Source organism: Rhizobium sp. NLR10b (assembly GCF_019685435.1).
Classification (GTDB): domain Bacteria; phylum Pseudomonadota; class Alphaproteobacteria; order Rhizobiales; family Rhizobiaceae; genus Rhizobium.
The window spans coordinates 188,766-214,536 of sequence record NZ_JABDWV010000014.1; the positions used below are offsets into that span (position 1 = coordinate 188,766).

Genomic DNA, 25,771 nt, shown 5'->3' on the forward strand with positions numbered 1-25,771 from the left:
CCGGCCTTCAGTCACACTCCGCCGCGGTTCCAGCCACGGCCACGTTCGCCGAACATTTCATAGCCCCCGTCGGTGATCGCCAGCGTATCCTCCAGCTTGATGAAACCGCGCTTCGGGTGAAGCATCGTCGTCTCGACCGAGATCACACTGCCGGCTTCCAGCGGCTTGTCGGCATCGATGCCCTCATAGGCGACGGGGTGGTTCGTCATGAGGAACGGCGCTTCGTGCGTGATGAGGCCCATGCCATGGCAGAAGAAGTCGGTGAAGCCCGCCGATGGCGAGGCCTTGAGCTCGGCTTCCGCCGCCGCGATCATTTCACTGCCCACAACCCCTGCCCTGACCTTGGCGAAGGCCGCCTGCTGTATGCTTTCGACTTCAGCCAGAAGATCCTCCAGCTCCGCATCCGGCTCGCCGAGCACACCCATGCGGCAGAGGTCGCCGATGTATCCGTGATAGTTGCCGCCGGAATCAATCGACAGGACCTCGCCCTCAGCCCAGGCCTGCGGCGAGCCCGCGCGATTGTGGCTGGCGCCGAGCGTGAGCAGGCAATATTCGAAGTGCAGTCCCCGGTTGGTTTCCTCCCTGCGCAGCTGCTCGATGATCTCCAGTTTCGTCGAGCCGGCGCGGGCGGCGGCGATTGTCGCCAGCATCGAGTCGGTAATCAGTTCGGAGGCGCGTTTGAGCTTTGCCAGTTCATCTGGCGTCTTAACCGCCCTCAGCCGCTCCAACACATGTGTGGCATCGACAAACCGCGCACTATCCAGCCGAGAGGCAAGAAGATCACGGGCGTCGGAAGGCAGAAAGGCAGGCTCGACACCGATGCGTCCGCCGGCCTTGCCGATTTTCTTCAGGTGCTCGACAGCGAGCCCGGCCGCATCCTGGGTGCCCCAGCTCGCCGTATGCACTGCGGACGTCCAGAATGGATTGTTCTGATGCTCTGCGCCCTCCATGCGGTTCCCCACATAGGCGGAGTGATCGGGCGCACCTTTCTCATAGATCACCATCGGCAGGTACCGGCTATGCCCGATCGCATCCATGGCGGCGAAGAAGATGAACTTGTATCCGCCCAGCAGATATTGCGTGTTGTGTTTGGAAGTGGCGATCAGGACGTCGATACCGGCCTCCTCCATGAGGCGGTCGAGCTTGGCCGTATCGAACGGCGCCACGGCGGCCTGCCTTGTCTGCCCTGCATTGTCGTTCATTGTCTTTCCTCCCACAAAATGGATGCCCGCCTCAGATGTCCTGCGGCAGCAGGCGGAAGTCCGGCAGATCGCGAAGCGCAAGCTCCGGCCCCGCCGGTGAGTAGACGACGAACAGGAGCATCGGCCCGCCACCGGTGTTCTTCGTCGAATGAAAGCGACTTTCGGGAATATAGATCGTGCAGCCGCTGGCGACCTTGCGCGTCACCGGATTTGCGTTCTCGTCCTCGACCATCTGCTCGCCCTCGCCGGATATTACGAAGATGATTTCCTCTGCACCCGGATGATTGTGACGTGAGTGGCCCTCGCCGCTTGGCAGTTCGACTACCCCGCCGGAAAAACGACTGGCGCCATTGACTTCGGGCGCCACGGTCAGCGACAGCTTGCCCCAGTCGAAACCGAAGGCGCTTACATCCTGCGGATAGACAAAGTAGTTGTCCTTTACCATGAAACGGCCTCCTCCATGACCTTCCTCAGACGACCGCGCCGACAGCGAGCGCCTTGAAATCTTCCGTCTGCTTGCGGATTGCCGCCTCGGCCGGCAGTCGCTCCATCGAGCTTGCGCCGTAAAAACCATGGCAGCCAGCACAACGCTCGAGAACGTAACGCGCATCCTCCGGCATGGAGATGGGACCACCGTGACAGAGCACGATGACGTCGTCGCGCACCGACCGCGCCGCCTTGGCGATCGCGGTGATCTCGTCGATGCAGTCATCGAGCGACTTGCCGGATGTGGCGCCGATCGTGCCGCCGGTCGTCACCCCCATATGCGCCACGACAATATCGGCGCCGGCGCCGGTCATGGCGATAGCCTCGCTCTCGTTGAAAACATAGGGCGTGGTCAGCAGATCGAGCCCATGGGCGGTGGCTATCATCTCGACCTCCAGATTGTAGCTCATACCCGTCTCCTCGAAACTCTGCCGCATCCTGCCGTCGAAGAGGCCAACCGTGGGGAAGTTCTGCACACCTGAAAAGCCCATCGCCTTCAGCTCGGCAAGGAAGCGCGGCATCAGCACGAAGGGGTCCGTGCCATTGACGCCGGCGAGCACCGGCGTCTTTTTCACGACCGGCAACACTTCGAGCGCCATCTCCTTCACGATCTCGTTGGCGTTGCCGTAGGCCAGCAGTCCTGCCGCCGAGCCGCGCCCCGCCATGCGGTAGCGCCCGGAATTGTAGATAATGATGAGGTCGATGCCGCCTGCCTCCTCGGCCTTGGCGGAGATGCCGGTGCCGGCACCACCGCCGACGATCGGCACGCCGGCTGCGATCATGCCGTGAAATTTTTCGAGGATGGTCTTGCGGGGTATGGCTGGCATCGATTTTGTCTCTCACGGTTTGGCAATGTCACGAAAGGCGGCGACGGCGGCTTCTGCGAAATCCGGATCGTTGATATGGAGCGGCAATCGAACAATACGTCGCGACGCCGTCGGCTTCACCGTCGCCTCGAGCGCGGCAAAAAGCGCGGCGTCGGCTTCTGGGTCGAAGAACGCACCGCCTTCAATGTCGAGGGCCGAGACACCCTTCTCGGGAATGAGGAAGCGCACGGGGCCGTGGCAAAGATTGAGCTTGTCGCCGATCCAGCGGCCGATCTCAGCGCATTCTGCCGAGGTCGTGCGCATCAAGGTGACGTTTGGATTGTGGCGGTAAAACAGCCGGCCGGCATAGCGTTCGGGGACGGTATCCGGCGCCCAGAAGTTCACCATATCAAGCGCGCCGACCGAGCCGACATAGGGCAGACCCGTGTGGGCAATCGCGTCGAAACGGTCGGAGGTGGCCGGCAAAACACCCCCGACAAGCAGGTCGCAGACCTCGGTGGTCGTGATGTCGAGCACGCCTGAGATCAGGCCGCTGTCGGCAAGCTTCTCCATCGCGCGCCCGCCCGTTCCGGTCGCGTGGAATACCAGGCAGTCATAGTCCGGCCGGAGGCGCTCGACCATGGCGGATACGGCAGGTGTGGTCACGCCGAACATGGTGAGCCCGAGCGCCGGCTTCGATGCCGTCACCTCAGCCGGCCGGCTGGACATCGCCGTAATCGCCTGGGCAGCGTTGTGAAGGATGACCCGGCTAAGCCGGTTCAGGCCAGCCATGTCCGTGACCGAAGGCATCATCACGATGTCGGAAACATCGACATAGGGAGCAACATTGCCGGAGACGAGCGTCGATACCATGATCTTTGGCAGGCCGAGCCGCAATTGGCGCATGCCCGCAGTAATAATCGAGGTGCCCCCGCCTCCGCCGATACCGATGATGCCGGCGATGTCCTGGCGCGCCACCAGGAAGCGCGCGAAGGCAATGCCCATCGCTTCGACCGCCCTTCCGCGGTCTTCGCAGGAAAGGACGGCTCCAGCACCCTCGGGATGGCAAGCGGCAACCGTGTCAGCCGCCACGTCGACGGTGGTCCGAGGCTCACGGATGCCGACGTCGACGCGGGTAACCGCCCCGCCCGACGCCTCGATGCAAGCGGCGAGATAATCAAGCTCCTCGCCCTTCGTGTCAGCCGTGCCAACCACGTAGATCTGCTTCATTTCCCCTCCGCAACCGGGCGGGTTTCCTCCCAGCATATCCCACGTTCGGAGCAAAGGATGGCCCTTGCAAATTTGTGAGACGCGCGTATCATAAAGATATGGATGTCTCACGTCAACAGAACGAAACAGCCAGGACCGAGCGAGGCCCGCGTGCCCGCACGCGAAAACTGATGCTCGAAACAGCAACGCGGCTCATGCAGTCCGGCATTACGCCCTCGGTCAGCGAAGTGGCCGAGGCTGCTGAGGTCTCGCGGGCGACCGCCTACCGTTACTTTCCGAGCCAGGCCGCGCTCGTGCATGCCGTGGTGGATGAGGCTCTGGGACCAATACTCGGCTGGTCGTCCGACAGTCCGGATGCACGCACCCGCGTTGCCGACCTTTTGGCGACCGCGATGCCGCGGATCGACGAGTTCGAGGCCACCTTCAAGGCGGCGCTGAAACTTTCGCTGGACCAGTGGGCGCAGCGCCAGGCGGGCACGCTCGGCAACGAACCGCTGTTCAAGCGCGGCCACCGTGTCGACCTGCTGAAGTGCGTGACGGCGCCCCTGCAGGGCAGCGTGCCAGCGGAGTCCCGGGAGCGCCTTACGCAGGCGCTTTCGCTTGTCTTCGGCGTCGAGGTGCTGATCGTGTTGAAGGATATCTGGGGCCTGACCTCCGAAGGCGCGCAATCTGTTGCCGAGTGGGCCGCCAAGGCGCTCGTCGACAGCGCACTACGGCAGGCGGAGGGTAGTGCATGACATCGCAGCCCGCCAACTGGTTCGACCAGATGAAGTAACATGTCCTACATCATGGCCGGGATTTGCGACAAGGAATTTGAGGCCGCCCGACAAAACTGCTTAGGTAAGCCGCGGCTACGGGAATATATCCAGAAGTCTGGAAGAAGAACCGAAGATGAAAGCTCTCCGTGGGTCGCTCTTGACGGTAATGGAGTTTGGTACTACCAGATCAGGGAATAATATTCAGGCTTGAGATCTGAAACGCGCTGGGGTCGGGGAGGACTCAAGCACGAAATCAACCCAGAAGGATCAAGAAGCCGGATCGGGAGGCCCGCGACGACGCGGGAAGGTGCATAAATGGGAGGAAACGTTATGCGCAAAACTATGACCGGTCTCGTTGCCGGTGTCGGATTGATGTGGGCCTGCGGAACGTCCGCACAGGCCCAGGAACTGACGATTTTCTGGGCCGAGTGGGACCCGGCAAATTACCTTCAGGAACTTGCAAACGAATACGAGGCTGAAACGGGCGTCAAGGTCACTGTCGAGACCACCCCATGGGCCGACTTTCAGACCAAGGCCTTCACCGAATTCAATGCAAAGGGCTCAGCCTATGACCTGGTCGTCGGCGACAGCCAGTGGATCGGGGCGGCGTCGGAAGCAGGACATTACGTCGATCTGACCGATTTTTTCACCAAGCACAATCTGACTCAGGTGATGGCTCCGGCAACGGTGAAATACTACTCCGAGTATCCGGCAAACTCGAAGAAGTACTGGTCAATTCCTGCAGAGGGTGACGCCGTCGGCTGGTCCTACCGCAAGGACTGGTTCGAAGACCCCAAGGAGATGGAGGCATTCAAGGCGAAATACGGCTACGATCTCGCCCCGCCAAAGACCTGGGCCCAGATGCGCGACATCGCCGAGTTCTTCCACCGTCCAGACCAGAAGCGCTACGGCATCGCCATCTACACCGACAATTCTTACGACGGGCTCGTCATGGGGGTCGAAAACGCGATCTTCTCGTTTGGAGGCGAACTCGGCGATTACCAGAACTACAAGGTCGACGGCATCATCAACTCGGAGAAGAACGTCAAAGCGCTCGAACTTTATCGCGAGCTCTACGGCTTTACGCCTCCAGGCTGGGCCAAGTCCTTCTTCGTCGAGAACAACCAGGCGATCACCGAAAACTTGGCCGCGATGAGCATGAATTATTTCGCCTTCTTCCCGGCTCTAGTGAATGAGGCCTCGAACCCGAATGCCAAGGTTACCGGATTCTTTGCCAATCCGGCAGGCCCGAATGGCGAGCAGTTCGCAGCACTCGGCGGACAAGGCATATCGGTCATCTCCTACTCAAAGAACCAGGAAGAGGCGATGAAATTCCTCGAATGGTTCATCAAGGACGAGACCCAGAAGCGCTGGGCTGAACTCGGTGGCTACACGGCAAGCGCCAAGGTGCTCGAATCCCCGGAATTTCAGAACGCGACGCCCTATAACAAGGCCTTCTACGAGACCATGTTCAAGGTCAAGGACTTCTGGGCAACGCCTGAATACGCCGAGCTGCTGATCCAGGCGAACCAACGCATTTACCCCTTCGTCACGGCCGGCCAAGGCACGGCGAAGGAAGCGCTCGACGCTCTGGCAGCGGACTGGAATGCGACGTTCAAGAAATACGGACGCAACAAATAGCAGACGCGATCAGCGGAGGGGCCTGGCCGCCCCTCCAGTTTCATTCTGCATCTCGCGCCCAGGGGCGCGGTTCGAGAGGGCGCGGCGCCCGGCATTCACTTCGCGCATCGTGATGCCTTCCGGCATCAGGCGCCGAACTCTCGGAGGAGGAGAGGATTGGCCACCGCAGTCATGATATCGCTGGACACGAAATCGCGTGCCGCATCCCGCGGCATGAGCGACATTCACATTCGCAATCTGTTCATCATCCCGACGATCCTGTTTCTGATCGTCTTCAACATCTTTCCGCTGATCTATTCGCTCGGCTATTCCTTCACCGACTTTCGCGCCTCGTCGAACGCACCAGCCAACTTCGTCGGCCTGCAGAACTACCGCGAACTGCTGAACGACCCGTTCATCTGGTCGAATTTCGCCATCACCGCAAAATATGTGATCGTCTCTGTTACGGGACAGGTGATCGTCGGCTTCGGCACGGCCATGTTGCTCAACCGCGATATTCCGCTGAAGGGTCTCCTGACGACACTGCTGCTACTGCCGATGATGCTATCGATGGCAGTGGTCGGTCTGTTCTGGAAGCTGCTCTACGATCCCTCGTTTGGCATCATAAACTACACGCTCGGTCTCGGCTCCTTCGAGTGGCTGTCGAATCCGGATGTGGCGCTTTATGCGGTTGCCATCACTGACATCTGGATGTGGTCGCCCTTCGTGATGCTGCTGTCGCTCGCCGGCCTTTCGGCCGTGCCAAAGCATCTCTACGAGGCAGCGGCGATCGACCGGGCAGGACCGTTCTATACCTTCTTCCGCATCACGCTGCCGCTTGTGGCGCCGATCCTGATGATCGCAATCATCTTCCGTACGATGGAAGCCTTCAAGACCTTCGACCTCGCCTACATCCTGACCAGCCAGCCGACGACTGAGGTGATCTCCATCCGGCTCTATAAAATGGCCTTCCAGGAGTGGCAGACCGGGCGCTCCTGCGCACTCGCCTACATCGTTCTCATCATGATTCTCGCCATCACCAATATCTACGTCAAGTACCTCAACAAAGTGAAGGAACGCTGAGATGGCCGCCGTTCAAACCCGCTCCGAACGCGCGCTGAACCGGGTGGCAATCGCCGCCGTACTTGTCATTACGCTGATCTTCCTGGCGCCGATCTACTGGATCACCTCGACGGCCTTCAAGCCCCGCAACCTCGCCACCACCATACCACCGACAGTGCTCTTCGAGCCGGAGCTCTCGCCTTTCGTGAAGCTCTTCACCAAGCGCTCGCAGCTGCGTGGCGTGCCGACCCCCGAAGAATATGCCGCCGCCCCCTGGTGGGAGCGGATGGTGTTCGACGGTGGTGAGAAAATCGTCCGTTCCGGCCGCGGCGAGGTGCAGCCATCCGGCTATCCGAACCGCTTCATGAACTCGCTGATCGTCGCGATCACGTCCACGGTGCTGGCAGTCGGCATGGGAACCTTCACCGCCTATGGCTTCTCGCGCTTCAGAGTGAAAGGGGAGGCCGACCTTCTCTTCTTCATCCTGTCGACGCGCATGCTGCCGCCCGTCGTCGTGGCGATCCCGATGTTCCTGATGTACCGCGCCGTCGGCCTCAACGACACGCATTGGGGGCTGATCATCCTCTACACCGCCTTCAATCTTTCCTTCTCCGTCTGGCTGATGAAGGGTTTCATCGACGAGATCCCAAAGGAATACGAGGAGGCCGCGCTCGTCGATGGCTACACGCGGATGGAGGCGTTTTTCAAGATCGTCATCCCCGAAGCGGCCACCGGCATCGCTGCGACCGCCGTCTTCTGCTTCATAACGGCCTGGAACGAATATGCGTTTGCGCTGATCATGACGAACCGGCGCGCGCAAACCGCTCCACCCTTCATTCCGAGCCAGGTCGGCTCCGGCCTGCCGGATTGGACGGTCATTGCGGCCGGTACGTTCCTGTTCCTGCTACCGGTCGCGATCTTCACGTTCCTGCTCAGGAACCATCTCCTGCGCGGCATGAGCTTCGGAGCGATCCGCAAATGACCTTGCGCGCCTTCAACCAGAAATATCTCGAACCCGGTTCGCAGTATCTGATGATCTTGGGCATTATCGCGCTCTGCCAGCCTTGGAACCTGTTCCTGCACCGCTACGGCATGACGATGACGCTGGTCGGACTGATCGCCTTCATGGTGGCGACCAAAATCCCCCGGGACGCGCAATCAGACGAAGGCAGCCAGTCATGACGCAGATCGAGCTTCGCGCCATTCAGAAATATTTCGGTGCCGTCCAGGTCATCAAAGACCTTAATCTCGCCATTGCCGATAACGAGTTCATCGTGCTGCTCGGACAATCGGGCTGCGGGAAGACGACGACATTGCGCGCCGTCGCCGGCCTGGAGACGATCGACGAAGGCGACATCCTAATCGACGGCAAGCCGGTGCAACATATCAAGGCATCCGGCCGGGACATCGCGATGGTGTTTCAATCCTTTTCGCTCTATCCGCACATGACGGTCTACGAAAACATCGCCTTCCCGCTCCGCGCCACCCGGATGAGCCGCGCCGATGTCGATAAGGCGGTCCGGGAAATCGCCGCGGTTCTGCGCATCACCGAGTTGCTGGCCCGCAAGCCTTCGGCACTGTCAGGAGGAGACATGCAACGTGTCGCAATCGGCCGCGCTCTGGTGCGACGGCCGAAGGCCATGCTGATGGACGAGCCGATCGGTGCGCTGGACGCGAAGCTGAGAGAGGAGATGCGGGCGGAAATCAAGCGTCTGCACATCAAGCAAGGTTCAACCACGATCTACGTGACGCATGACCAGGTGGAGGCCATGTCGCTCGCCGACCGCATCGTCATCATGCACGAGGGCATCCTCCAGCAGATCGGCACGCCGGAAGAGGTTTACGGTCAACCCGCCAACATGTTTGTCGCGCAGTTTGTCGGAAGCCCGGTGATGAACATGGCGCCGGCAACCGTCAGCGAAACGGGCGACCATACGCGCGTGCAGGTTGGCGACGGCGTAACGGGCTTTGAGTTCCCCGCCGCACTGGCCAACCGTCTCTCTGACGCGAAGGCCGCGAACGGCCAGCTAACACTCGGGGTTCGGCCCGAGGGCGTGATCGTTTCACGGGAAGCACGTGAGGGCTTCGTGCCGGTCGAGGCGCATATTATCGAGCCGCTCGGCTCACACGATATCGTTGACCTGAAGGTCGGCCAGCAAATGATCAGGGCGCGAACCAAAAGCGGTTTCGTACCCGGTCCAGGCGAAGCCGTCTGGGCACGCATCGACCCCGCCCAGGCTCATTTCTTCAATACGGCAACCGGTTCATCGCTCGGGATCAGACTCTGATGGCGCATATCGAACTTAAGGGCATTACCAAGACTTTCGGCAGCCACACGGCACTGAAAAACCTGAACATCGACATCGCTGACGGCGAGTTCTTCGTGCTGCTCGGGCAGACCGGCGCCGGCAAGACAACGACGCTTCGCCTGATCGCCGGGCTCGAAAAGCCCACCGCAGGCCAGATCTACATCGACGGGCACGACGTCGCCGACTGGGGCGCCGCCGAGCGGGACGTGGCCCTGGTGCTCCAGCAGTACTCGCTTTACCCGCGCTACACGGTCCGAGAGAACCTGGAATTTCCATTAAAATCCCGCATCCGCCGCATTGAGCCAGAGGAAATCAAGGAACGCGTCGCTCGGGTTGCGAAGACCCTGCGCATCGAGCATCTGCTCGACCGCAAGACGGACCGGCTGTCGGGAGGCGAGATGCAGCGCGTATCTATCGGCCGTGCCATCGTGCGCAAGCCGCGCGTGTTCCTGATGGACGAGCCGCTTTCGGCGCTCGACGCGAAGCTTCGCGAAGCACTCCGCACGGAGTTGAAGAACCTGCAGATGAACCTCGGCGCGACCTTCCTCTTCGTCACTCATGACCAGATCGAGGCCATGTCGATGGGCGACAAGATCGGCGTCCTGAACAACGGTCAACTGGTGCAGACCGGGACACCGCAGGAGATCTACCGGAATCCGGTCAACACCTTCGTCGCGTGCGCCGTTGGTTCACCGCCGATGAACCTGATCAACGGCACGCTCGCCGGCAGCGAGGCGGTGGCCAGCGAGGGCTATCGGCTGCCGTTGGGCAGCGACCACGCAATTGCGACGGACGGCCGCCCGCTCACCTTCGGCATTCGCCCGGAGGACATCTTCCTCGACAGTGGCGCGCCGGGGGAAGCACGGGTGCACGACGTGGAAAACCATGGCGTCGAAAAGATCGTGACACTGCGCACCGGCGAGAAGTTTATCCACGCGACCGTGCCGACGCAAACGGCGCTGCGGATCGAGGATACGGTTCGCTTTTCGTGGAATCCGGAGAAGGTCGTCCTGTTTGACGCCGGAAGCGGGGTCAGCCTGCGGCACGCAGGCTGACCTGATCCACCCAATACAAATGGTCTCGGTGGCGCGGCAGGCAACCAACGTTCCCGGTCGGACGGCCTATGCCGGAAAGCGCCGGCGGTAGTGTTCTACCACTTCGGGATTGCGCAAATTGACGGGCAAGTCGCCTCTGATGACGCGCAGCGCTTCGCTGGCCGCACCTGTCCCCATGCGCATCATGCTCTCTTCCGTCAGACCAGCCAGATGCGGAGTGACGATGACGTTGGCGAAGCCGAAATAGGGATGGTCGAGCGGCAATGGCTGCGTTGCAAAGACATCAAGCGCTGCTCCGCGAATTCGGCCATCGCCTAGCGCCTGGATCAGCGCCGCATCATCGATGACGGGACCGCGTGACACGTTGATCAGGATTGCTCCTGGCTTCAGCCGACCGATGCGCCCGGCATTGAGCAAGCCAGTCGTCTCCGGCGTCAACGGGCAGCAGAGCACGACGATGTCGGCCCGCTCAACAAGCTCATCGATCGCCAGGAAGCGCGCGCCCGCAGGCACGCTTTCCGGCGACCGGCTCGTTGCGACCACCTCCAGGCCAAAGCCGAACTTCGCGATCTTGAAGATCGCCTTGCCGACATTGCCCATACCGACGATGCCCATAGTGCGGCCGCCGAGGTCGACGGCCGCATCCGACTCGGCGCGGCCCGCCGCCCAGCCGTCCTGACGCAGTTCCCGGTCCATTTGGCGGAAGCGTCTCAGCAGGGCCAATGTCACCAAGAATACGTGCTCGGCGACAGTCGACGCATTGACAGCGGGGACGTTTGCGACAAGCACGCCGGCGCGGGTCGCCGCCTCCATTGGAACCATGTCGAGGCCCGCACCATGGCGGATCGCCGCGCGAAGCGCTGGCGCATCCTCGAAGAAGGCCGGCGGGATCGGCGCGCGCACGACGACAATACCCGCGCCGCGTCCTTCTCGCAGCAAGGTTTCCGGATCGGGCGCGGAAGCTACGCGCAGATCACCCGCCCCCTCAAGCACGGCCTTGGCCGCGGGGTGCAGGGGATGTGTGGAAAAGATGAAGCTCATCGGCCTCCCCGCCGGTTACGCCTATCCGGCCGCCGTCGCTGGACCGCCGATAAGACCCTTCCAATAGCTTTCCGCACCTTGAAGATGCGCGCTCATCAGCGCCTGGGCGAGATTGCCGTCTCGGGCAAGCAGCGCTTCGTAAATGCGGATATGCTCCTCATGCGAGCGCCGGCTTCGGGCGGCATCGGCAAAATAGATAGGCAGCCGGTGTTCGCCCATGACGTAGTAGACGCTGCACACCCGATAGAAGACGCTGTTCTTGGTGGCTCGAACGATCTCCAGATGGAAATCCCGGTCTTCGCGCGCCAGCCCCTCGCCCGCGGCAAGCTTCGCCTCGGACGCAGCGAGTATATCGCGCAAGCGCTTGTAATTCTCCTCCGTCGCCCGGCCGCAGGCGAGTTCCGCAGCCTTGATCTCATGGATCTTGCGAAGCTCCACGGTCTCGTAGATCAGAATGGGGTCAAGGGGAACGCCGGCGCGGGCAAAAAGCGCCATTGCCTCCACGCTCGCCTCCGTGGTCGTCAAATAGATGCCCGACTTGGCTCGACGCTCTACGATGCGCATTGCCTCCAGGATCGCCAATGCCTCGCGAATTTGGCCCCGGCTGACGGTGAAATGTTCTGCAAGCTCGCGCTCCGATGGCGTGCGGCCGGTGTCGCTCGAGTTTGAGAAAAGATAAGCTGCGAGATCGGAGAGGAGGGAGTTTTCTTTCATCGTCACTGTCTTTGCGCGTGAGTCTCCAGGACCCTCTGATTGATCGTGAAGCCCAGGCCAGGTCGGTCCGGGATCTCTATCATACCGTCCTTTACAGACACAGCGTCCTCGACAAGATCGTGGATCATCGGATTTGCGCCGAGGGAATATTCGATGACGAAGCTTGCCGGAGAGGCCGCGCACACGTGCAGACCGGAAAAGAAGCAGGGCGCCCCAGCCCAAAGATGCGGTGCGAAACGGAGGTTGAAGGCGCTGGCGAGCGAACTGATGCGCATCGCTTCCGTAATGCCACCGCAGAAAGCCGGATCGGGCTGGAATATGTCTGCGGCCCGGAGCATCGCAAGATCTCGGAAGGCGAAACGCGTCGCCTCGCTCTCGCCGGCAGCGATCGGCACGTTCCCGGCCGCGCGCACCTCCGCCATGCCCGGCTTGTCATCGGCTATGACAGGCTCCTCGAACCAGGCGAGGTCGCAGTCCGCAACCATCTGGATAAAGCGCTTCGCTTCGCCAACAGTATATGTGCCATGCGCATCGACCATTAGATCGACGTCGGGGCCGACAGCTTTGCGAGCGGCACGCACGCGCGCTGCCGAGACATGCGGCGCACCGTCCATCGCGCCGACGCGCATCTTGACTGACTTGAAACCGCCTGCCGCGATATAGGACCGGAGCTGCTCGCCGATCCGGTCCGTGCTCTCCCAACCGCCCGAGGCATAGGCAGGCAAGCGGTCCGCCTTGCGGCCACCCAGCAGCTTCCAGACTGGGACGCCGAGCGACTTGCCGAGGATGTCCCAGAGCGCTATGTCGACCGCACTGATCGCAGCGACCGAAAGGCCGCGCCGCGCGATCTCGGGCATGGCGTGACCCGAACTCGCCGCCGTCTCGTGGCGTACACCGTTGTAGAGCATTTCCCATATGGTGAAGATGTCGCCAGGATCGCGGCCGATGAGCTTGGGCCCTACCTCGTGATTGATCATGTGCACCAGCGTGCCATAGCTGCCGGCACTGCCCGCGGCATTCTTACCTTCCCCCCAGCCCACAATGCCGTCGTTCGTCTCGATACGCAGGATCGCACTGTCGAAGGTCATCAGGCGGCCGAAGTCGCTGCGGTGCTGACGGCTCGCCTCGATGGGAATCTTGACCCACCAGGCCTCGACGCTTTTGATACGCATGTCTCTGCCCCCGCTCCTCAAGGCCCGCGGTGGGCCGCGGGAGATATCTTCCATTCGTTACTTGATCAGCGGCAGGATCGTCTCGGCGGTGATCCGCATCTGATCGTCGTAGAATTTCTCGGTGAGCAGGCTCGAGCCGTGGTCCTGGATAAATTTCAGCTGTTCCGGGGGGATGTCGACGGGGTTGCGCTCGACCATGTCCGGATATTTGGTGGCCGGCGTTCGATCAACCGGAGCGACGAATTCGTTGGTGACGGCGCCGTCGTAACCGATCTCCTTGAGCGTGCCGATGATCTTCGGCCAGTCGAGGTGGCCGAGGCCGGCGGCGAAACGATTATTATCGGCGACGTGGAAGTCGAACAGGCGTTTCCCGGCGAGCCGGATCGCCTCATAGATGTCTTCCTCTTCGATGTTCAGGTGGAAGGCATCCAGGCAGACTCCGCATTCAGGGCTGACGGCATCGGCGAGCGCCAGCGCTTGGGCGGCACGGTTGAAGAAATAGGTCTCGAAACGGTTGAGCGGCTCGACGGCAATCCGCACCCCCCTCTTTTGAGCGTGAGCAAAACACTCCCTGGTGGCGTCCACCACCCATGTCCACTCTTCCTCCTCGGTCCCATCCGGCACCACCTTGCCGACTGTTGCCGGTACGAGCGTGAGGATCTCGCCCTCGAGTTCGCTGACCATGGTGATGACGCTCTTGACATAGTCCACGGACCGGGCGCGCTGGCCCTCATCCCTGGCGGCAAGATTTCGCTCGCCGAGCGTCAGGGTAACAGCGCCCCAGCAGCGGATGCCATGCTCTTTCAGCAGCGCACGCGTCTCCTTCACGTCGTACTGTGCCGGCTCGCCGGATATCTCGATACTCTCGTAGCCATATTTTTTGATGCGTTTCAGCGTGACGGCGAGCGGTTCAGCCCGCATCCAGTTGTGCGTAGAAAGATGCATGAGGTTCCTCCTAGACTGTTGCGGCCAAGCTCGACAGCAGCTTGGCATCGAAACGTCACCTTATGATGGCCAATCTCATTACCGGCGGCCATCTGGTTTGGCCAATTTTTGTTATCTGAAAGCTCTAACCCAATTCCCGAGCGTCCGCAAGACGGCCTCAAAATGTCGAGAAAGTCGGCGTATTCGGTTGTTTGTCGCTGTATTTCCCGCTCATGCGCGGAATCCCCGCTCCCAGTGGTGAGCGCAGCGGCTTGACCAGAGCCGCCATTTTGGTATGACCAGATTTGGGAAGTGATAAGCGCGGACGCCGCAACGCAGTGGCGAAGTGCCAAGGGGGAGAGATGAAGATCGGCATGTGCATGTTCCTCTGGACGACAGCTGTCGGCCCAAAACACGAGGCACTGTTACGCGATATCAAGGAGACGGGTTTTGATGGCGTCGAGATCCCGATCTTTTCGGGCAAACCCGACGACTACCGACGGCTGGCGGCGTTGCTCGACCGGATCGGTCTGGAACGGACCGCCGTTTCCGCCATGGGCGACCTCCGGATGAACCTGATCGCTTCCGACGCGGCAACCCGCAGACGCGGCATTGACTACGTGAAATGGGCAATCGACTGCAGCAATGCGCTTGGCGCGACTATGCTGAGCGGGCCGCTGCATTCGACGCTCGGCAAATTTTCCGGAAGCGGGCCAAGCGCGGCGGAACTCAAGCGCTCGGTTTCCTCGCAATTGGCGATTGGCGATCATGCAGCAAAGCACGGCGTTACGATAGGACTTGAGGCGCTGAACCGTTTCGAATGTTACCTGTTCAACACGATGGACGACCTTGCGGCCCATATCGACGCGGTCGGACATCCGAATATCCGTGCCATGTACGACACGTTTCACAGCAATATCGAAGAAACCGATCCTGTCGGCGCTTTTACGCGCAACAGTGACCGCATCGTGCATGTCCACATTTCGGAGAACGACCGCGGCGTTCCAGGGCGTGGCAACATTCCCTGGGCGGAGACGTTCAGGGCACTGCGCGCGAGTGGCTACGACGGATGGCTGACAATCGAAGCCTTTGGTCGGGCGCTCGAGGAGCTCGCCGCCGCAACGAAGGTCTGGCGCGACTTTTTCGAGACACCGGAATCGGTTTATCGTGAAGGGTACCGTCATATCCGCGACGGATGGGAGGCGGCGGCATAACCGCCAACCGACCAAAGGTTTCGGTGCCGGCAGGGCTGCACAGCACGGCAGACGGCGGACACGGCCGAGCTGCCAGAAGGAATGCGGGGGGCGCGCTGCTCACGCAGACCGCCGGTTTCTCTCGCTTGCCGGCAAGAGGTGCGTTTTCAGCGCGTCCGTCTCGTGCCTCAGCCGATGGCCATCAGGCTCGCATTGCCGCCGGCCGCCGCTGTGTTGATCGAAGTCGACACTTCTTCCAGCAGCCAGTTGAGGCAGTAGGCTTCGGGATCGCTCGCCAGTTCCTCGCTTGTCGCGGCCTGGACCAGCAGAAGCGGGCCGGGCAGCGCGGCGATCTTCCGGTTGACGGCAAGAACCCTGTCGCGGTCCCCTTCGACGAGCGCACCGGAGAAAGGCCCGTCCTTTTCCCAATCCGATGTCCAGGAAAGACGCCCGGCCACAGCTGCCGGAAGGTCCGCCAGGACAGGCTTCGATATCGAACCCGCGTCGATGACGACGTGGTTACCGGTGGAAAGGGCCGCGGCGATCTGGCGGTGCAGTCCGGTTTCGGTCTGCGGCACGAGCAGGATACGGCCGCGCGGATGGAGCGCATAGAGATTGCGCTCGCCGACAGGGCCGGTGAGCTCACGTTCGAGCCCGAGCGCCGATCGGCTCGCATAGCCGCGCGCCGCTTCCCCTTCGACCGTCAGGCCCTTCTTGTCGAGCCAGACGATGTAATCGCGAAGGGCGAGGTCGGTATGAACGGAATCCTGCTGCGGCGGCACCGGGGCGCGCTGCACCAGCCGGCCGATATAGAGCGGGCCGCCGGCCTTCGGACCGGTTCCCGACAGGCCACGGCCGCCGAAAGGCTGCACGCCGACGACAGCGCCGATGATGTTGCGGTTGACGTAGAGGTTGCCGGCCTTGATGCGGCTCGTCACATGGGCGATCGTTTCGTCAAGCCGGGTGTGAAGGCCGAATGTCAGGCCGTAACCCGAGGCGTTGATGTCGTCGATCAGCCGATCGAGGCCGTTTCGCTTGAAGCGGACGACATGCAGGACCGGACCGAAGATCTCCCTCGTCAGGTCAGACAGCGACTTGATCTCGATGATCGTCGGTGGAACGAAGGTGCCTTTTGCTGCGCTTTGCGGCAGCGGCAGCTGCTCCACCTTGCGGCCGGCGGCCCGCATCGCTTCGATATGCTGGTCGATCTCCGCCTTCGCGCCGTCGTTGATGACAGGCCCGACATCGATACTCAGGCGATCGGTGCGGCCGATGGTCAATTCACGAAAAGCCCCCTTCAGCATAGCGAGCGTCCGGTCGGCGACGTCGTCCTGCAGGCAGAGGACGCGCAACGCCGAGCAGCGCTGGCCGGCGCTGTCGAAAGCCGATGTCACGACGTCGGCCACGACCTGTTCGGCCAGGGCGGACGAATCGACGATCATGCCGTTCTGGCCGCCGGTTTCGGCAATCAGCGGGATCGGCTTGCCGGTCGCTGACAGGCGCTCGGCGAGCTGCGCCTGGATCATGCGGGCAACTTCGGTCGAGCCGGTAAACATGACACCTGCCGTTTCCCGAGCCCCGACCATGCCGGCGCCAAGGCGGCCGCTGCCGGGCACGAATTGCAGGGCGCCGACGGGCACACCGGCCTCGTGGAGAATCTTGACGCTCTCCGAAGCGATGATCGGCGTCACACCGGCAGGTTTCGCCAACACGGGATTGCCGGCGACGAGGGCTGCGGCAACCTGGCCGGTGAAAATCGCCAGCGGGAAGTTCCACGGGCTGATGCAGACGATCGGGCCGAGCGGCAGATGCGACGGCCCGAGGGTCTTGCGCGCCTGATCAGCATAATAGCGCAGGAAATCGACCGCCTCGCGCACTTCGCCGACGGCGTTGGCGGCGGATTTGCCGGCTTCGCGCATGACGATGCCCATCAGCACCTTGATACGGGCCTGCATAATGTCGGCGGCCCGATCAAGACATGCGGCACGCTCTGCCGGCGGCACGGCCGCCCATTGCGGCGCATACTCGGCTGCCATCGCAACAACGCGGGCGGCTTCCTCGACCTTCAGCTCGGTCACTGTGCCGACGACATCGCTGTGATCGGCAGGATTGGGGACATCGCGCGTCACGCCATCCGTGGAGCCATCGGCGAGAATCGGAACCGCATGCCAGGGCATCGCAGCCGTGGAAGCCAGCGTCTCCGCCAGATCGGAAAGCGTGGCTTCGCTCGAGAGATCGAGGCCGCTCGAATTGGTCCGGGCGCTGCCGTAAAGCGCCTGGGGCGCGGCAATCTGCACATGCGGGGCGCCGACGACGGGCATGGCCGCGACGGTCTCGGCCGGATCGGCGATCAGCGCCTCGACCGAAACATTGGGATCGGAAATGCGATGCACGAAAGAGGAGTTGGCGCCGTTTTCGAGCAGGCGGCGGACGAGATAGGCTAGCAGCGTCTCATGCGTCCCGACGGGGGCATAGATGCGGCAGGGCCGGTCGAGCTTATCCTTGCCGACCACCTCGTCATAGAGCGGTTCGCCCATGCCGTGCAGGCACTGGAACTCGTATTTGCCGACTGCGAAGTCGGGCCCTGCCAGATGATAGATCGTGGCGAGCGTCTGCGCATTGTGGGTGGCGAATTGCGGGAAGACGGCATCGGCGGCGGCAAGCAGCTTGCGCGCGCAGGCGATGTAGGCGACGTCCGTATAGATCTTGCGGGTATAGACCGGAAAATCGTCGAGACCATCCAGCTGAGCGCGCTTGATCTCCGCATCCCAATAGGCGCCCTTGACGAGCCGGACCATCATCCGGCGCCCGGAGCGGCGGGCGAGATCGATGATGTAATCGAGCACGAAGGGGCAGCGCTTGCCATAGGCCTGCACGACGAAGCCGAGCCCGTTCCATCCGGCAAGCTCCGGAGCAAAGCAGAGTTCTTCGACAAGATCGAGCGAAAGCTCCAGCCGGTCGGCTTCCTCGGCATCGATATTGAGGCCGATATCATAGGACTTGGCGAGAGCGGCGAGCGCCTTGACCTTCGGCAGCAACTCGCCCATCACCCGGCCGGCTTGCGCTCTCACATAGCGAGGATGCAGGGCCGAAAGCTTGATCGAAATCCCGGGGCCGTCATAAATGCCGCGCCCATCCGCTGCCTTGCCAATGGCATGAATCGCCTTCTCGTAATCCTTGAAATAGCGCTCGGCGTCTGCTGCGGTTGTCGCCGCCTCGCCCAGCATGTCGTAGGAATAGCGGAAGCCGCGCGCTTCGAGCGGCCGGGCGCGCTTCAGCGCCTCCTCGATCGTTTCGCCGGTGACGAACTGCTCGCCCATCATGCGCATCGCCATATCGACGCCGCGGCGGATGACCGGCTCGCCGGCACGCGCGATCAGCCGCGTCAGCGCCGCCGACAGGCTGCGGTCGTTGACCGTCGAGGTGAGCTTGCCGGTGACGACGAGACCCCAGGTGGCGGCGTTGACGAACATGGATTTGCCGCCGCCGATATGCGAGGTCCAGTTGCCCTCGGCGATCTTGTCGCGGATCAGCGCATCGCGGGTGTCCGTATCGGGAATGCGCAGCAGTGCTTCGGCAAGGCACATGAGCGCCACGCCTTCCTGGCTGGAAAGCGAATATTCCTGAACCAGCCCTTCGACGCCGGTGCCCTTGTGCTTGGCACGCAGCGCCTCGATCAGAGTGCGGGCCGTGTTGCGGATATCATAACGCTTCGCCTCGGAAACGCGTGCGGCGGCAACGAGCGGCGGCAGGCATTCGGTTTCCGGGCGGCGATAGGCGGCCGTGATTGCCTGGCGAAGCTCGGATTGCGGCCGGATCGGCGGCGCGAAGGCGGCGAATGGAGCGCCCTCAGCGGGATCAATGGAGGAGGCGGGGTCGATCGCTGCGTTCAACATGGGAGTCCCTGTTCAATCAAAATCTGTTTAGCGGATAAATGGAACACCTGGCTCGTCATCCCAGAGTGCATCATCCAGAAAAGCCGGACCGGAATATTCCGTCTCGCGAAGCGGGCGCGCCTCCGGCTTGTCGCGCTTGAGGGTGAATGCGGCCGCAACCGCTCTTATCGCCACCGGCCTGTAGTGGACGAGCAAGTCCGGCTTCTGATCGTCATCGATTTGTTTCCCGTGCATCCATGATCCCCCTGTGGTGCGGTGCCGCTGCCGATCCCGGCAATGCGCCAGACGCTCACGCCGTCCTCCCATTTGCCGACGCATAATCTATCACAGCCGCAAATCGCGATCTCACTTGATTTTAGCCATTTTCAAGCTGTATGAACTTATAAACCGATCGCCAAGAGTTCATATGGCCACAGAAACCGACACATATAGTGATTTGGACCAGTTCGACAGAAAGATCCTCGCGGCGCTGGCCGAGGATGGCAGGTTGTCGATCACCGATCTCGCGGCGCGCGTCGGGCTTTCGAAGACGCCTTGCCAGATCCGCTTCAAGCGGCTGATCAACGACGGCTATATCGAAGGCTTCAAAGCCGTCCTCAACCCCGCGAAAATGCAGCTCGACCATATTGCCTTCGTCGAGGTGAAACTTTCCGACACCCGCGAGGCTGCGCTCAAAAGCTTCAACGAGGCCATCAAGAAGATCAGGGAGGTCGAAGAGTGCCACATGATCGCCGGCCGGTTCGACTATCTCCTGAAGATCCGCACCCGCGATATCGGCCGCTACCGCCGCGTCCTGGGCGAACGCATCTCGACCCTGCCGCATGTTGCCAACACTTCGACAAATGTCGCGATGGAAACGATCAAGGAAGGCTGGGACAAATTCGGTTCGAGTCTTTCGTGATCATGAACGTCTAAGCCGTTGGGGCAGTTGCCTCGCGGGCCGCGCAGCCGTGTCTCGGTTTCCTGCCGCGTGCGCTTGGTTTCATCGGCAACGATCGGCCTGGCGCTGCTGACCACCTCATTCGTGCTGCAGAACGACGCCCGTGATACACCCTCCCCTTATGCCTGGGCGACGCGCTGACCTCCCCAGAACGCGCCTTCGACGGTCTTGCTTTCACACAAAGCACGCCATCTGATGTAGTCAGGCAAGACCGCCAAGGCAGACGAACAGCCGACGGCGGAATCTGAGAATGAGGAGCACGATGGATCACAGCCCGCAAGTATCGGCGAGCGAAGAGAACGAACCACGCCGGCTGCGATATCTCCCCTGGGAACGCATCGCGTCGGACCTCGACCATCCCACTCACCTCGCCCGCAAAGCCGCGCTCAGGCGGTCCTGCGGCGCGGAACTGGCAGAGACCTCCTATGTCGCGGAGAACGCCGCGATCTTCACCGAAAGCCTGACGATGGGCGAGCGGTCGTGGATTGCGGGGCACGCTCTCGTGCGCGGCGATGTCATCCTCGGCGACGATTGTTCCGTCAATCCCTATGCCTGCGTTTCCGGAAAGGTGACGTGCGGCAATGGGGTCCGCATTGCCTCGCATGCATCGATCGTCGGCTTCAATCATGGCTTCGACGATCCTGATCGCCCCATACACCGCCAGGGCGTCATCAGCCTCGGCATCGCCATCGGTGACGACGTCTGGATCGGCGCCAATTGCGTGATCCTCGACGGCGTCACAATCGGCAAAGGCGCCGTCATTGCCGCCGGGGCAGTCGTTACGGGGGATATTTCCCCCATGGCGATCGCCGGCGGCGTCCCTGCGCGGGTGCTGCGGCGTCGGGGCAGCGCGCCCCCGAAATCCACAGCGAGAAACATTGAAGACCAGTTGGTCAGGCTCGGACAGAAGGCGAAGGAGCAATGGCCGGAGATTCTTGCGCGCTGGAAAACCGAGGTTTCCTATGAATCGCTCGAGGCGGATGGCGTCAAAAGGCCGGCGATCCGGCATCTCTGTGATGCGATCGAGATCGCAGCCGGTTTTGGCCAGCTGCCGCCCGGCCTCGATCCGTCCGAGACAATCGAGCGGCTACAAGGCCTCCAGGATCGCGACACAGGCCTTTTTCCTGAAGACCGTACGGGCGTGCACGGAACGTCGCTGAGGGATGATCCGAAAGCGCTCTACAATGTTCTTTCGGTCGGCTACGCGCTTGAACTGCTCGGCTCGAATCCGCGGCATCCTGTCGGGGCGGTCGATCTCGATGCCGGAGAGCTGGACGAATGGCTGAGTGCGCTGCCCTGGCAAAGCAGGGCATGGCACGCCGGCAGCGCGGTCGACGCCATCGGCACGGCCATGTATTTCAACGCCCGGTATTTCGGCCTCCGGCAATCGCGCCAACCGCTGTTCGAGTGGCTGAACCGCAATGCCAACAGCGTCTCCGGCCTATGGGGCGAGCCGACGGCGCTGGAGGGATGGCTCCAGCCGGTGAACGGTTTTTATCGCCTGACACGCGGCACTTACGCCCAGTTCGGCGTTCCGCTTCCGCACCCCCACGCCGCCCTCGAAACGGTTCACCTCAACTACCGCAACCACAAGGGCTTCGTCGGCGCGAAGCATAATGCCTGCAACCTGCTCGACACGATCCATCCCCTGCTGCTGATTGCCCGACAGACCGATTATCGGCGGGCAGATGGTGAGGCGATTGCCCGTGATCTCATTGCAAGGGCGCTGGACAGATGGCGGGACGGCGAGGGATTCCCGTTCGCCGATGGTACCGAGCCGAGCCTGCAGGGAACGGAGATGTGGCTTTCGGTCATCCACCTGTCGGCTGATTTCCTCGGCCTTGCGGATCGTTTCGCCTTCATTCCCAAGGGCGTACACCGGACGGCAACGCCCGGGCTCGGCCTGTAATCAACCAGGCGGCGGCGAGTTTGCGGGCATTGCTGCACCTGGCCTCGACCGCACGATCACTTTGTAGCGATCTTCGGCGGCAAGCTCGTTTGTCTCGAAGCGCACCAGGGCTCCGTCCTCGGGAAAGTGCCGATCAGGCAGCCGTCGGCTCGATCGCCCGGTGATACGCAGGACCAGCGGCTGGCCGAGCTCCTCCTCGAGGGCAGCGACCTGCCGGCTGACGCTTGCCTGGGTGACGCATGCTCAATGTCGAAAGCCTGATCGACGAGCCGGCTCCGGGAGCATCAATCTGGAAATCCAGGGTCACGACGAAGGGCGCGGAGCGGCTGGACAGCTTCCCTGGGAGGATATCTGAAACGGTCTCGTGTTCAGTGCGCTCTCAAAGCCGCCGCGCGATGCTGCGAGGGTGTCTGCCCGAATGTGCGCTTGAACGTCCTCGTGAATTGCGATGCGTTTTCGAAGCCGACATCGAGCGCGATCTCGATCAGCGGCGCCTTCGACTGGGCAAGGATCGATTTTGCCCGTTCCATGCGGACTCGATTATAGGCCTTGGCGGGAGACATTCCGGTCTTCTCGATGAAGATCCTCTCCAGCTGCCGCCTGGATAGCCCGACCATGGCGGCAAGCTTCTCGATCGGCATGCTGCCATCGACGAACTGCTCCATGGTAATCATCGCCGCCTTGACGCGGGCGTCGTCATAATCGTCGTAGAGCGGACGCCTGGGCTGAATGTCGGCCGGAGCGCGGGCCTTCTCGATCTGCAGCACTTCAAGCGCATTCCGTTCGGCATCGCGGCTGATGTATTTCCTGACCAGCAGCGCCGCCATATCGGCACTGCTGCTGCCGCCGGCGCAGGACCCACGCTGGCGATCGAGATTGAAGAGCCGGTCGGAGCGAACGCTGAGGTCGGGGAACCGCTCGCGGAACTCCTTATAATGCAGCCAGCTGACGCAGGATTCATGCCGCTTCATCAGGCCCGCCGCGGCAAGGATGAAGGTACCGGTGCACACGCCGATCAGCGGCACCTTCTTGGCATCCGCCTGCTTGAGGAAGGTGATGGTCTGCTGATCGACGGGGTTCTCCACGCTCAGAAGGCCGCCGACGACGGCGATATAGTCGAAGCGCGTAGGATCGACGAAGTCCGACGTCGGAGCGACCTGGACGCCGCAGCTCGAGGTGATCAGGTGCCGCGTGCTGCCGATCACCTGCCAGTCGGCAAGCACCCGTCCGGAACGGTCCTGCTCGTCGCTGGCAAGCCGCAGCGTATCCACGAACAGCGCAAAGGCGGACAACGTGAACGACCGCGACAAGACAAACCCAACCTTGAGACGGGCGGCGGGTTTCGCAGCGCCGTCTGCCTGCCGATGCTGCCCAGGTCGGATATTCATCTCATCACCGTTTCTGAATGCGCTCATCTAATCTGAAAACCGTGCGCCAGCGGGTGCCGATCGTCAACACAAATGGTGTTGTGGCCGATGACGCGCGCCCAGCCTCCGCAAGTGAACCAAGAGTTCATCACGATAATCAATACCACGAAGCGATCGACGCATTGATCGAAGCCGCGATATCGATCATCCTGATCGCGCCGTAGATCATTTCTCCCCAGATATTCAGACATTTTGCCGATGTCATTCCGAATGCCTCGAACTGGGCCGAGGGACATCAATGGTCCCGCCGCGGCGATTGATACTATCGCGGGGTCACTGCTTGTGGCCGACGTCGAGGCGAATTGCCGGAGCCGTAAGCCGCGAATTGAGAGCCGCCCTCGATCAATAGATGCCGAACTCGATCGGGGAGCGCCGGCACGCCAGCGCTCCCCGGAAGGTTCAGGCAGCCAGGACGCCGCTCTTCTTGGCGGTCCAAGTTGCGATATAGTCCATCAGGCCGGGCGAGAGACAATCATAGGGCTCGAGGCCCAACGCTTTCAGCTGCGCCCTGACGGCGTCCATCTTCGAAGGATCGAAGCCGCTTTCGATGATCGACGATACGAACGCCGCAAAAGTCGGCCTTGCCCAGCCGCCCTCCTGGAAGCGCTCCGGGTGGACGAAGGACAGTCCCTGGAAAGGATGTTCGCGCTCGACCGGCCCGTACATATGCACGCCACATTCCTTGCAGGCATGCCGCTGGATCAAGGCTGCGGAATCGACGACTGCGAGCTTGTCGCCGTTTTCCAGCACCTCGACGCTTTCGGTCGGCGCTACAGCCACAACCGAGAAGACGGCGCCTTTCGGCTTCCAGCACTTGGTGCAGCCGCAGACGTGGTTGTGGGCGATGTCACCCTTGATCCTCACCTTGACCGGGTTGCTCGCGCAGTTGCACACGAGCGTTCCGCCTGCGAAAGCAGCGTCAGTCGCTCGAAAGCCTGAATCCACTGCGGGATGTATGGCTATGCTGGTCATTGCTTTTCTCCTTCCCTCCCTGGCCGTTTGCATTATGCCCGGCCGAGCTCTGCAACTACTTTGCCAGCCTCTGCGCGTGCCAGCGCAGATGGTCCTCCATGAATGTGGAAATGAAGAAGTAGGAATGGCCGTAGCCTTCCTGCATGCGAAGCCTGAGGTCGATATCAGCCGCCTCGCAGGCTTGCCTGAGTTCGTCGGGGCGCAAACCGTCCTCCAGGAAGCTATCCGCCGTTCCCTGGTCGACGAGCAGTTCGGGGATCCGATGCCCGTCCTCGATCAGCGAGCAGGCGTCATAGGCCCGCCAGGTCTTTTCATCGGCGCCGAGATATTTTCGGAAGGCCGGTCTCGACCAGCCGGAAACCGAAGGATGGCTGATCGGCGCGAAGGCCGAGCAGCTGCGGAAACGGTCGGGGTTCTTGAGCGCGATCGTGATCGCGCCATGTCCGCCCATCGAGTGACCGAAGATCCCCTGGCGCTCCATGTCGACCGGAAATTCCGCAGCAAGGAGCCGCGGCAGCTCGTCGACGATATAGCTGTACATGCGATAATTCGCCGAATAGGACGGCTGGGTGGCGTCGACATAAAAGCCCGCACCCTTGCCGAACTGCCAGTTGTCGGCCTCATCGGGAACGTGGTCACCGCGGGGGCTGGTATCCGGGCAGACAATGACGAGACCGAGTTCGGCGGCAAGCCGCCGATACTCGCCCTTGTCCATGACGTTGGCATGCGTGCATGTCAGGCCGGACAGATACCATAGGACCGGCAGCTTGCCCTCGGCCGCCTGCGGCGGCAGGAACACCGCGAAGGTCATGTCGCAATCGCAGGCCTCGGAACGTTCGACATAGACGCCCTGTGTGCCGCCGTGAGACTTATCAGCCGATATCGTCTTCATTCTCAGTACACCACCACGCCGCGGATGCTTTCGCCTTTGTGCATCAAGTCGAAGCCCTTGTTGATGTCTTCGAGCGGCATCGTGTGGGTGATCATCGGATCGATCTGGATCTTGCCCTGCATGTACCAGTCGACGATCTTCGGCACGTCGGTGCGGCCGCGCG

General features: G+C 61.8%; 24 protein-coding genes and 2 pseudogenes. 10 read left to right on the plus strand and 16 right to left on the minus strand.

All coding sequences use genetic code 11. The features are described from left to right. Positions 1-11: 11 nt before the first annotated feature. The 4 genes from HJB91_RS22790 to HJB91_RS22805 are packed head-to-tail and all read right to left on the minus strand — an operon-like array spanning position 12 to position 3,724. Positions 12-1,202 carry a Xaa-Pro peptidase family protein gene (locus tag HJB91_RS22790; protein ID WP_210631752.1) on the minus strand — a complete coding sequence of 397 codons (1,191 nt, stop codon included), beginning with the start codon at positions 1,200-1,202 and terminating at the stop codon, positions 12-14. A gap of 31 nt (positions 1,203-1,233) precedes the next feature. Continuing rightward, positions 1,234-1,647 (minus strand): cupin domain-containing protein, encoded by a 414-nt coding sequence (locus HJB91_RS22795; RefSeq protein WP_210631751.1) that lies wholly within the window; start codon positions 1,645-1,647, stop codon positions 1,234-1,236. A 25-nt stretch (positions 1,648-1,672) separates the two neighbouring features. Further along, positions 1,673-2,515 carry a phosphoenolpyruvate hydrolase family protein gene (locus HJB91_RS22800; RefSeq protein WP_221155935.1) on the minus strand — a complete coding sequence of 281 codons (843 nt, stop codon included), beginning with the start codon at positions 2,513-2,515 and terminating at the stop codon, positions 1,673-1,675. 12 nt (positions 2,516-2,527) lie between these two features. Next, positions 2,528-3,724: a Tm-1-like ATP-binding domain-containing protein gene (locus HJB91_RS22805; RefSeq protein WP_221155936.1), complete on the minus strand. Its 1,197-nt coding sequence runs from the start codon at positions 3,722-3,724 to the stop codon at positions 2,528-2,530. A gap of 98 nt (positions 3,725-3,822) precedes the next feature. On the opposite strand from HJB91_RS22805, the gene HJB91_RS22810 reads away from it, so the two are divergent. From HJB91_RS22810 to HJB91_RS22840, 7 genes are all read left to right on the plus strand, one after another. After that, complete coding sequence (locus tag HJB91_RS22810) at positions 3,823-4,461, plus strand: TetR/AcrR family transcriptional regulator (protein ID WP_221155937.1); 639 nt, start codon at positions 3,823-3,825, stop codon at positions 4,459-4,461. A 351-nt stretch (positions 4,462-4,812) separates the two neighbouring features. Next, positions 4,813-6,123, plus strand: coding sequence for an ABC transporter substrate-binding protein (locus tag HJB91_RS22815; protein WP_210631747.1), 1,311 nt, complete (start codon positions 4,813-4,815; stop codon positions 6,121-6,123). Positions 6,124-6,294: 171 nt separating this feature from the next. After that, the gene (locus HJB91_RS22820) at positions 6,295-7,185 is read left to right on the plus strand and encodes a carbohydrate ABC transporter permease (protein ID WP_405047677.1); all 891 of its coding nucleotides are present in this window, start codon (positions 6,295-6,297) and stop codon (positions 7,183-7,185) included. A 1-nt stretch (position 7,186) separates the two neighbouring features. Continuing rightward, positions 7,187-8,146 (plus strand): carbohydrate ABC transporter permease, encoded by a 960-nt coding sequence (locus tag HJB91_RS22825; RefSeq protein WP_003572879.1) that lies wholly within the window; start codon positions 7,187-7,189, stop codon positions 8,144-8,146. Then, complete coding sequence (locus HJB91_RS22830; protein ID WP_210631745.1) at positions 8,143-8,346, plus strand: hypothetical protein; 204 nt, start codon at positions 8,143-8,145, stop codon at positions 8,344-8,346. The genes HJB91_RS22825 and HJB91_RS22830 overlap by 4 nt, the downstream gene beginning before the upstream one ends. Continuing rightward, entirely contained in the window at positions 8,343-9,452 is a 1,110-nt protein-coding gene (locus tag HJB91_RS22835; protein ID WP_210631744.1) for an ABC transporter ATP-binding protein, read from the plus strand. Before HJB91_RS22830 ends, HJB91_RS22835 begins: the two co-directional genes overlap by 4 nt. Beyond that, a complete protein-coding gene (locus tag HJB91_RS22840) occupies positions 9,452-10,528 on the plus strand; it encodes an ABC transporter ATP-binding protein (RefSeq protein WP_221155938.1) in 1,077 nt (358 codons plus the stop codon). Before HJB91_RS22835 ends, HJB91_RS22840 begins: the two co-directional genes overlap by 1 nt. A gap of 66 nt (positions 10,529-10,594) precedes the next feature. On the opposite strand, the gene HJB91_RS22845 is transcribed toward HJB91_RS22840, so the two are convergent. The 5 genes from HJB91_RS22845 to HJB91_RS22865 form a co-directional block, all read right to left on the minus strand. Continuing rightward, positions 10,595-11,569 (minus strand): NAD(P)-dependent oxidoreductase, encoded by a 975-nt coding sequence (locus HJB91_RS22845; RefSeq protein WP_221155939.1) that lies wholly within the window; start codon positions 11,567-11,569, stop codon positions 10,595-10,597. Between the two features lie 21 nt (positions 11,570-11,590). After that, positions 11,591-12,283 carry a FadR/GntR family transcriptional regulator gene (locus HJB91_RS22850; RefSeq protein WP_210631741.1) on the minus strand — a complete coding sequence of 231 codons (693 nt, stop codon included), beginning with the start codon at positions 12,281-12,283 and terminating at the stop codon, positions 11,591-11,593. Between the two features lie 2 nt (positions 12,284-12,285). Next, positions 12,286-13,455: a mandelate racemase/muconate lactonizing enzyme family protein gene (locus HJB91_RS22855; RefSeq protein ID WP_210631740.1), complete on the minus strand. Its 1,170-nt coding sequence runs from the start codon at positions 13,453-13,455 to the stop codon at positions 12,286-12,288. Between the two features lie 57 nt (positions 13,456-13,512). Then, entirely contained in the window at positions 13,513-14,400 is an 888-nt protein-coding gene (locus HJB91_RS22860) for a sugar phosphate isomerase/epimerase (RefSeq protein ID WP_210631739.1), read from the minus strand. Positions 14,401-14,557: 157 nt separating this feature from the next. Beyond that, complete coding sequence (locus HJB91_RS22865) at positions 14,558-14,755, minus strand: hypothetical protein (protein ID WP_127248936.1); 198 nt, start codon at positions 14,753-14,755, stop codon at positions 14,558-14,560. On the opposite strand from HJB91_RS22865, the gene HJB91_RS22870 reads away from it, so the two are divergent. After that, complete coding sequence (locus HJB91_RS22870) at positions 14,742-15,593, plus strand: sugar phosphate isomerase/epimerase (RefSeq protein ID WP_221155940.1); 852 nt, start codon at positions 14,742-14,744, stop codon at positions 15,591-15,593. The two genes, HJB91_RS22865 and HJB91_RS22870, sit on opposite strands and share 14 nt — an antisense overlap. Positions 15,594-15,760: 167 nt before the next feature. Here HJB91_RS22870 and putA read toward each other — a convergent pair whose 3' ends face one another. Together putA and HJB91_RS22880 are read right to left on the minus strand one after the other, a co-directional pair. Further along, entirely contained in the window at positions 15,761-19,468 is a 3,708-nt protein-coding gene (putA, locus tag HJB91_RS22875) for a trifunctional transcriptional regulator/proline dehydrogenase/L-glutamate gamma-semialdehyde dehydrogenase (protein ID WP_221155941.1), read from the minus strand. Positions 19,469-19,495: 27 nt separating this feature from the next. Beyond that, a complete protein-coding gene (locus tag HJB91_RS22880; RefSeq protein ID WP_221147342.1) occupies positions 19,496-19,702 on the minus strand; it encodes a hypothetical protein in 207 nt (68 codons plus the stop codon). Between the two features lie 172 nt (positions 19,703-19,874). Here HJB91_RS22880 and HJB91_RS22885 point away from each other — a divergent pair, with 172 nt between their 5' ends. Then, entirely contained in the window at positions 19,875-20,369 is a 495-nt protein-coding gene (locus tag HJB91_RS22885) for an Lrp/AsnC family transcriptional regulator (RefSeq protein WP_210631735.1), read from the plus strand. Between the two features lie 301 nt (positions 20,370-20,670). Then, entirely contained in the window at positions 20,671-22,317 is a 1,647-nt protein-coding gene (locus HJB91_RS22890; protein ID WP_221155948.1) for an acyltransferase, read from the plus strand. Between the two features lie 136 nt (positions 22,318-22,453). Here the strand turns inward: HJB91_RS22890 and HJB91_RS31170 are convergent. The 5 genes and pseudogenes from HJB91_RS31170 to HJB91_RS22920 all read right to left on the minus strand — a co-directional run. Next, positions 22,454-22,554 (minus strand): annotated as a pseudogene (locus HJB91_RS31170) (LysR family transcriptional regulator); the annotation flags it as partial. Between the two features lie 131 nt (positions 22,555-22,685). Next, positions 22,686-23,699, minus strand: coding sequence for a GlxA family transcriptional regulator (locus HJB91_RS22900; protein WP_221147421.1), 1,014 nt, complete (start codon positions 23,697-23,699; stop codon positions 22,686-22,688). 444 nt (positions 23,700-24,143) lie between these two features. After that, on the minus strand, positions 24,144-24,716 hold the full coding sequence (gfa, locus tag HJB91_RS22910; RefSeq protein WP_221123450.1) for an S-(hydroxymethyl)glutathione synthase: 573 nt from the start codon (positions 24,714-24,716) through the stop codon (positions 24,144-24,146). A 55-nt stretch (positions 24,717-24,771) separates the two neighbouring features. After that, the gene (gene fghA / locus HJB91_RS22915; RefSeq protein ID WP_221155942.1) at positions 24,772-25,608 is read right to left on the minus strand and encodes an S-formylglutathione hydrolase; all 837 of its coding nucleotides are present in this window, start codon (positions 25,606-25,608) and stop codon (positions 24,772-24,774) included. A gap of 2 nt (positions 25,609-25,610) precedes the next feature. Next, positions 25,611-25,771 (minus strand): annotated as a pseudogene (locus tag HJB91_RS22920) (S-(hydroxymethyl)glutathione dehydrogenase); the annotation flags it as partial.

Bases quoted from the DNA above. Each gene is read 5' to 3' on its own strand.
- HJB91_RS22790 (WP_210631752.1), bottom strand. From the start codon at position 1,202: ATGAACGACAATGCAGGGCAGACAAGGCAGGCCGCCGTGGCGCCGTTC.
- HJB91_RS22795 (WP_210631751.1), bottom strand. From the start codon at position 1,647: ATGGTAAAGGACAACTACTTTGTCTATCCGCAGGATGTAAGCGCCTTC.
- HJB91_RS22800 (WP_221155935.1), bottom strand. From the start codon at position 2,515: ATGCCAGCCATACCCCGCAAGACCATCCTCGAAAAATTTCACGGCATG.
- HJB91_RS22805 (WP_221155936.1), bottom strand. From the start codon at position 3,724: ATGAAGCAGATCTACGTGGTTGGCACGGCTGACACGAAGGGCGAGGAG.
- HJB91_RS22810 (WP_221155937.1), top strand. From the start codon at position 3,823: ATGGATGTCTCACGTCAACAGAACGAAACAGCCAGGACCGAGCGAGGC.
- HJB91_RS22815 (WP_210631747.1), top strand. From the start codon at position 4,813: ATGCGCAAAACTATGACCGGTCTCGTTGCCGGTGTCGGATTGATGTGG.
- HJB91_RS22820 (WP_405047677.1), top strand. From the start codon at position 6,295: ATGATATCGCTGGACACGAAATCGCGTGCCGCATCCCGCGGCATGAGC.
- HJB91_RS22825 (WP_003572879.1), top strand. From the start codon at position 7,187: ATGGCCGCCGTTCAAACCCGCTCCGAACGCGCGCTGAACCGGGTGGCA.
- HJB91_RS22830 (WP_210631745.1), top strand. From the start codon at position 8,143: ATGACCTTGCGCGCCTTCAACCAGAAATATCTCGAACCCGGTTCGCAG.
- HJB91_RS22835 (WP_210631744.1), top strand. From the start codon at position 8,343: ATGACGCAGATCGAGCTTCGCGCCATTCAGAAATATTTCGGTGCCGTC.
- HJB91_RS22840 (WP_221155938.1), top strand. From the start codon at position 9,452: ATGGCGCATATCGAACTTAAGGGCATTACCAAGACTTTCGGCAGCCAC.
- HJB91_RS22845 (WP_221155939.1), bottom strand. From the start codon at position 11,569: ATGAGCTTCATCTTTTCCACACATCCCCTGCACCCCGCGGCCAAGGCC.
- HJB91_RS22850 (WP_210631741.1), bottom strand. From the start codon at position 12,283: ATGAAAGAAAACTCCCTCCTCTCCGATCTCGCAGCTTATCTTTTCTCA.
- HJB91_RS22855 (WP_210631740.1), bottom strand. From the start codon at position 13,455: ATGCGTATCAAAAGCGTCGAGGCCTGGTGGGTCAAGATTCCCATCGAG.
- HJB91_RS22860 (WP_210631739.1), bottom strand. From the start codon at position 14,400: ATGCATCTTTCTACGCACAACTGGATGCGGGCTGAACCGCTCGCCGTC.
- HJB91_RS22870 (WP_221155940.1), top strand. From the start codon at position 14,742: ATGAAGATCGGCATGTGCATGTTCCTCTGGACGACAGCTGTCGGCCCA.
- HJB91_RS22865 (WP_127248936.1), bottom strand. From the start codon at position 14,755: ATGCCGATCTTCATCTCTCCCCCTTGGCACTTCGCCACTGCGTTGCGG.
- putA (WP_221155941.1), bottom strand. From the start codon at position 19,468: ATGTTGAACGCAGCGATCGACCCCGCCTCCTCCATTGATCCCGCTGAG.
- HJB91_RS22880 (WP_221147342.1), bottom strand. From the start codon at position 19,702: ATGCACGGGAAACAAATCGATGACGATCAGAAGCCGGACTTGCTCGTC.
- HJB91_RS22885 (WP_210631735.1), top strand. From the start codon at position 19,875: ATGGCCACAGAAACCGACACATATAGTGATTTGGACCAGTTCGACAGA.
- HJB91_RS22890 (WP_221155948.1), top strand. From the start codon at position 20,671: ATGGATCACAGCCCGCAAGTATCGGCGAGCGAAGAGAACGAACCACGC.
- gfa (WP_221123450.1), bottom strand. From the start codon at position 24,716: ATGACCAGCATAGCCATACATCCCGCAGTGGATTCAGGCTTTCGAGCG.
- fghA (WP_221155942.1), bottom strand. From the start codon at position 25,608: ATGAAGACGATATCGGCTGATAAGTCTCACGGCGGCACACAGGGCGTC.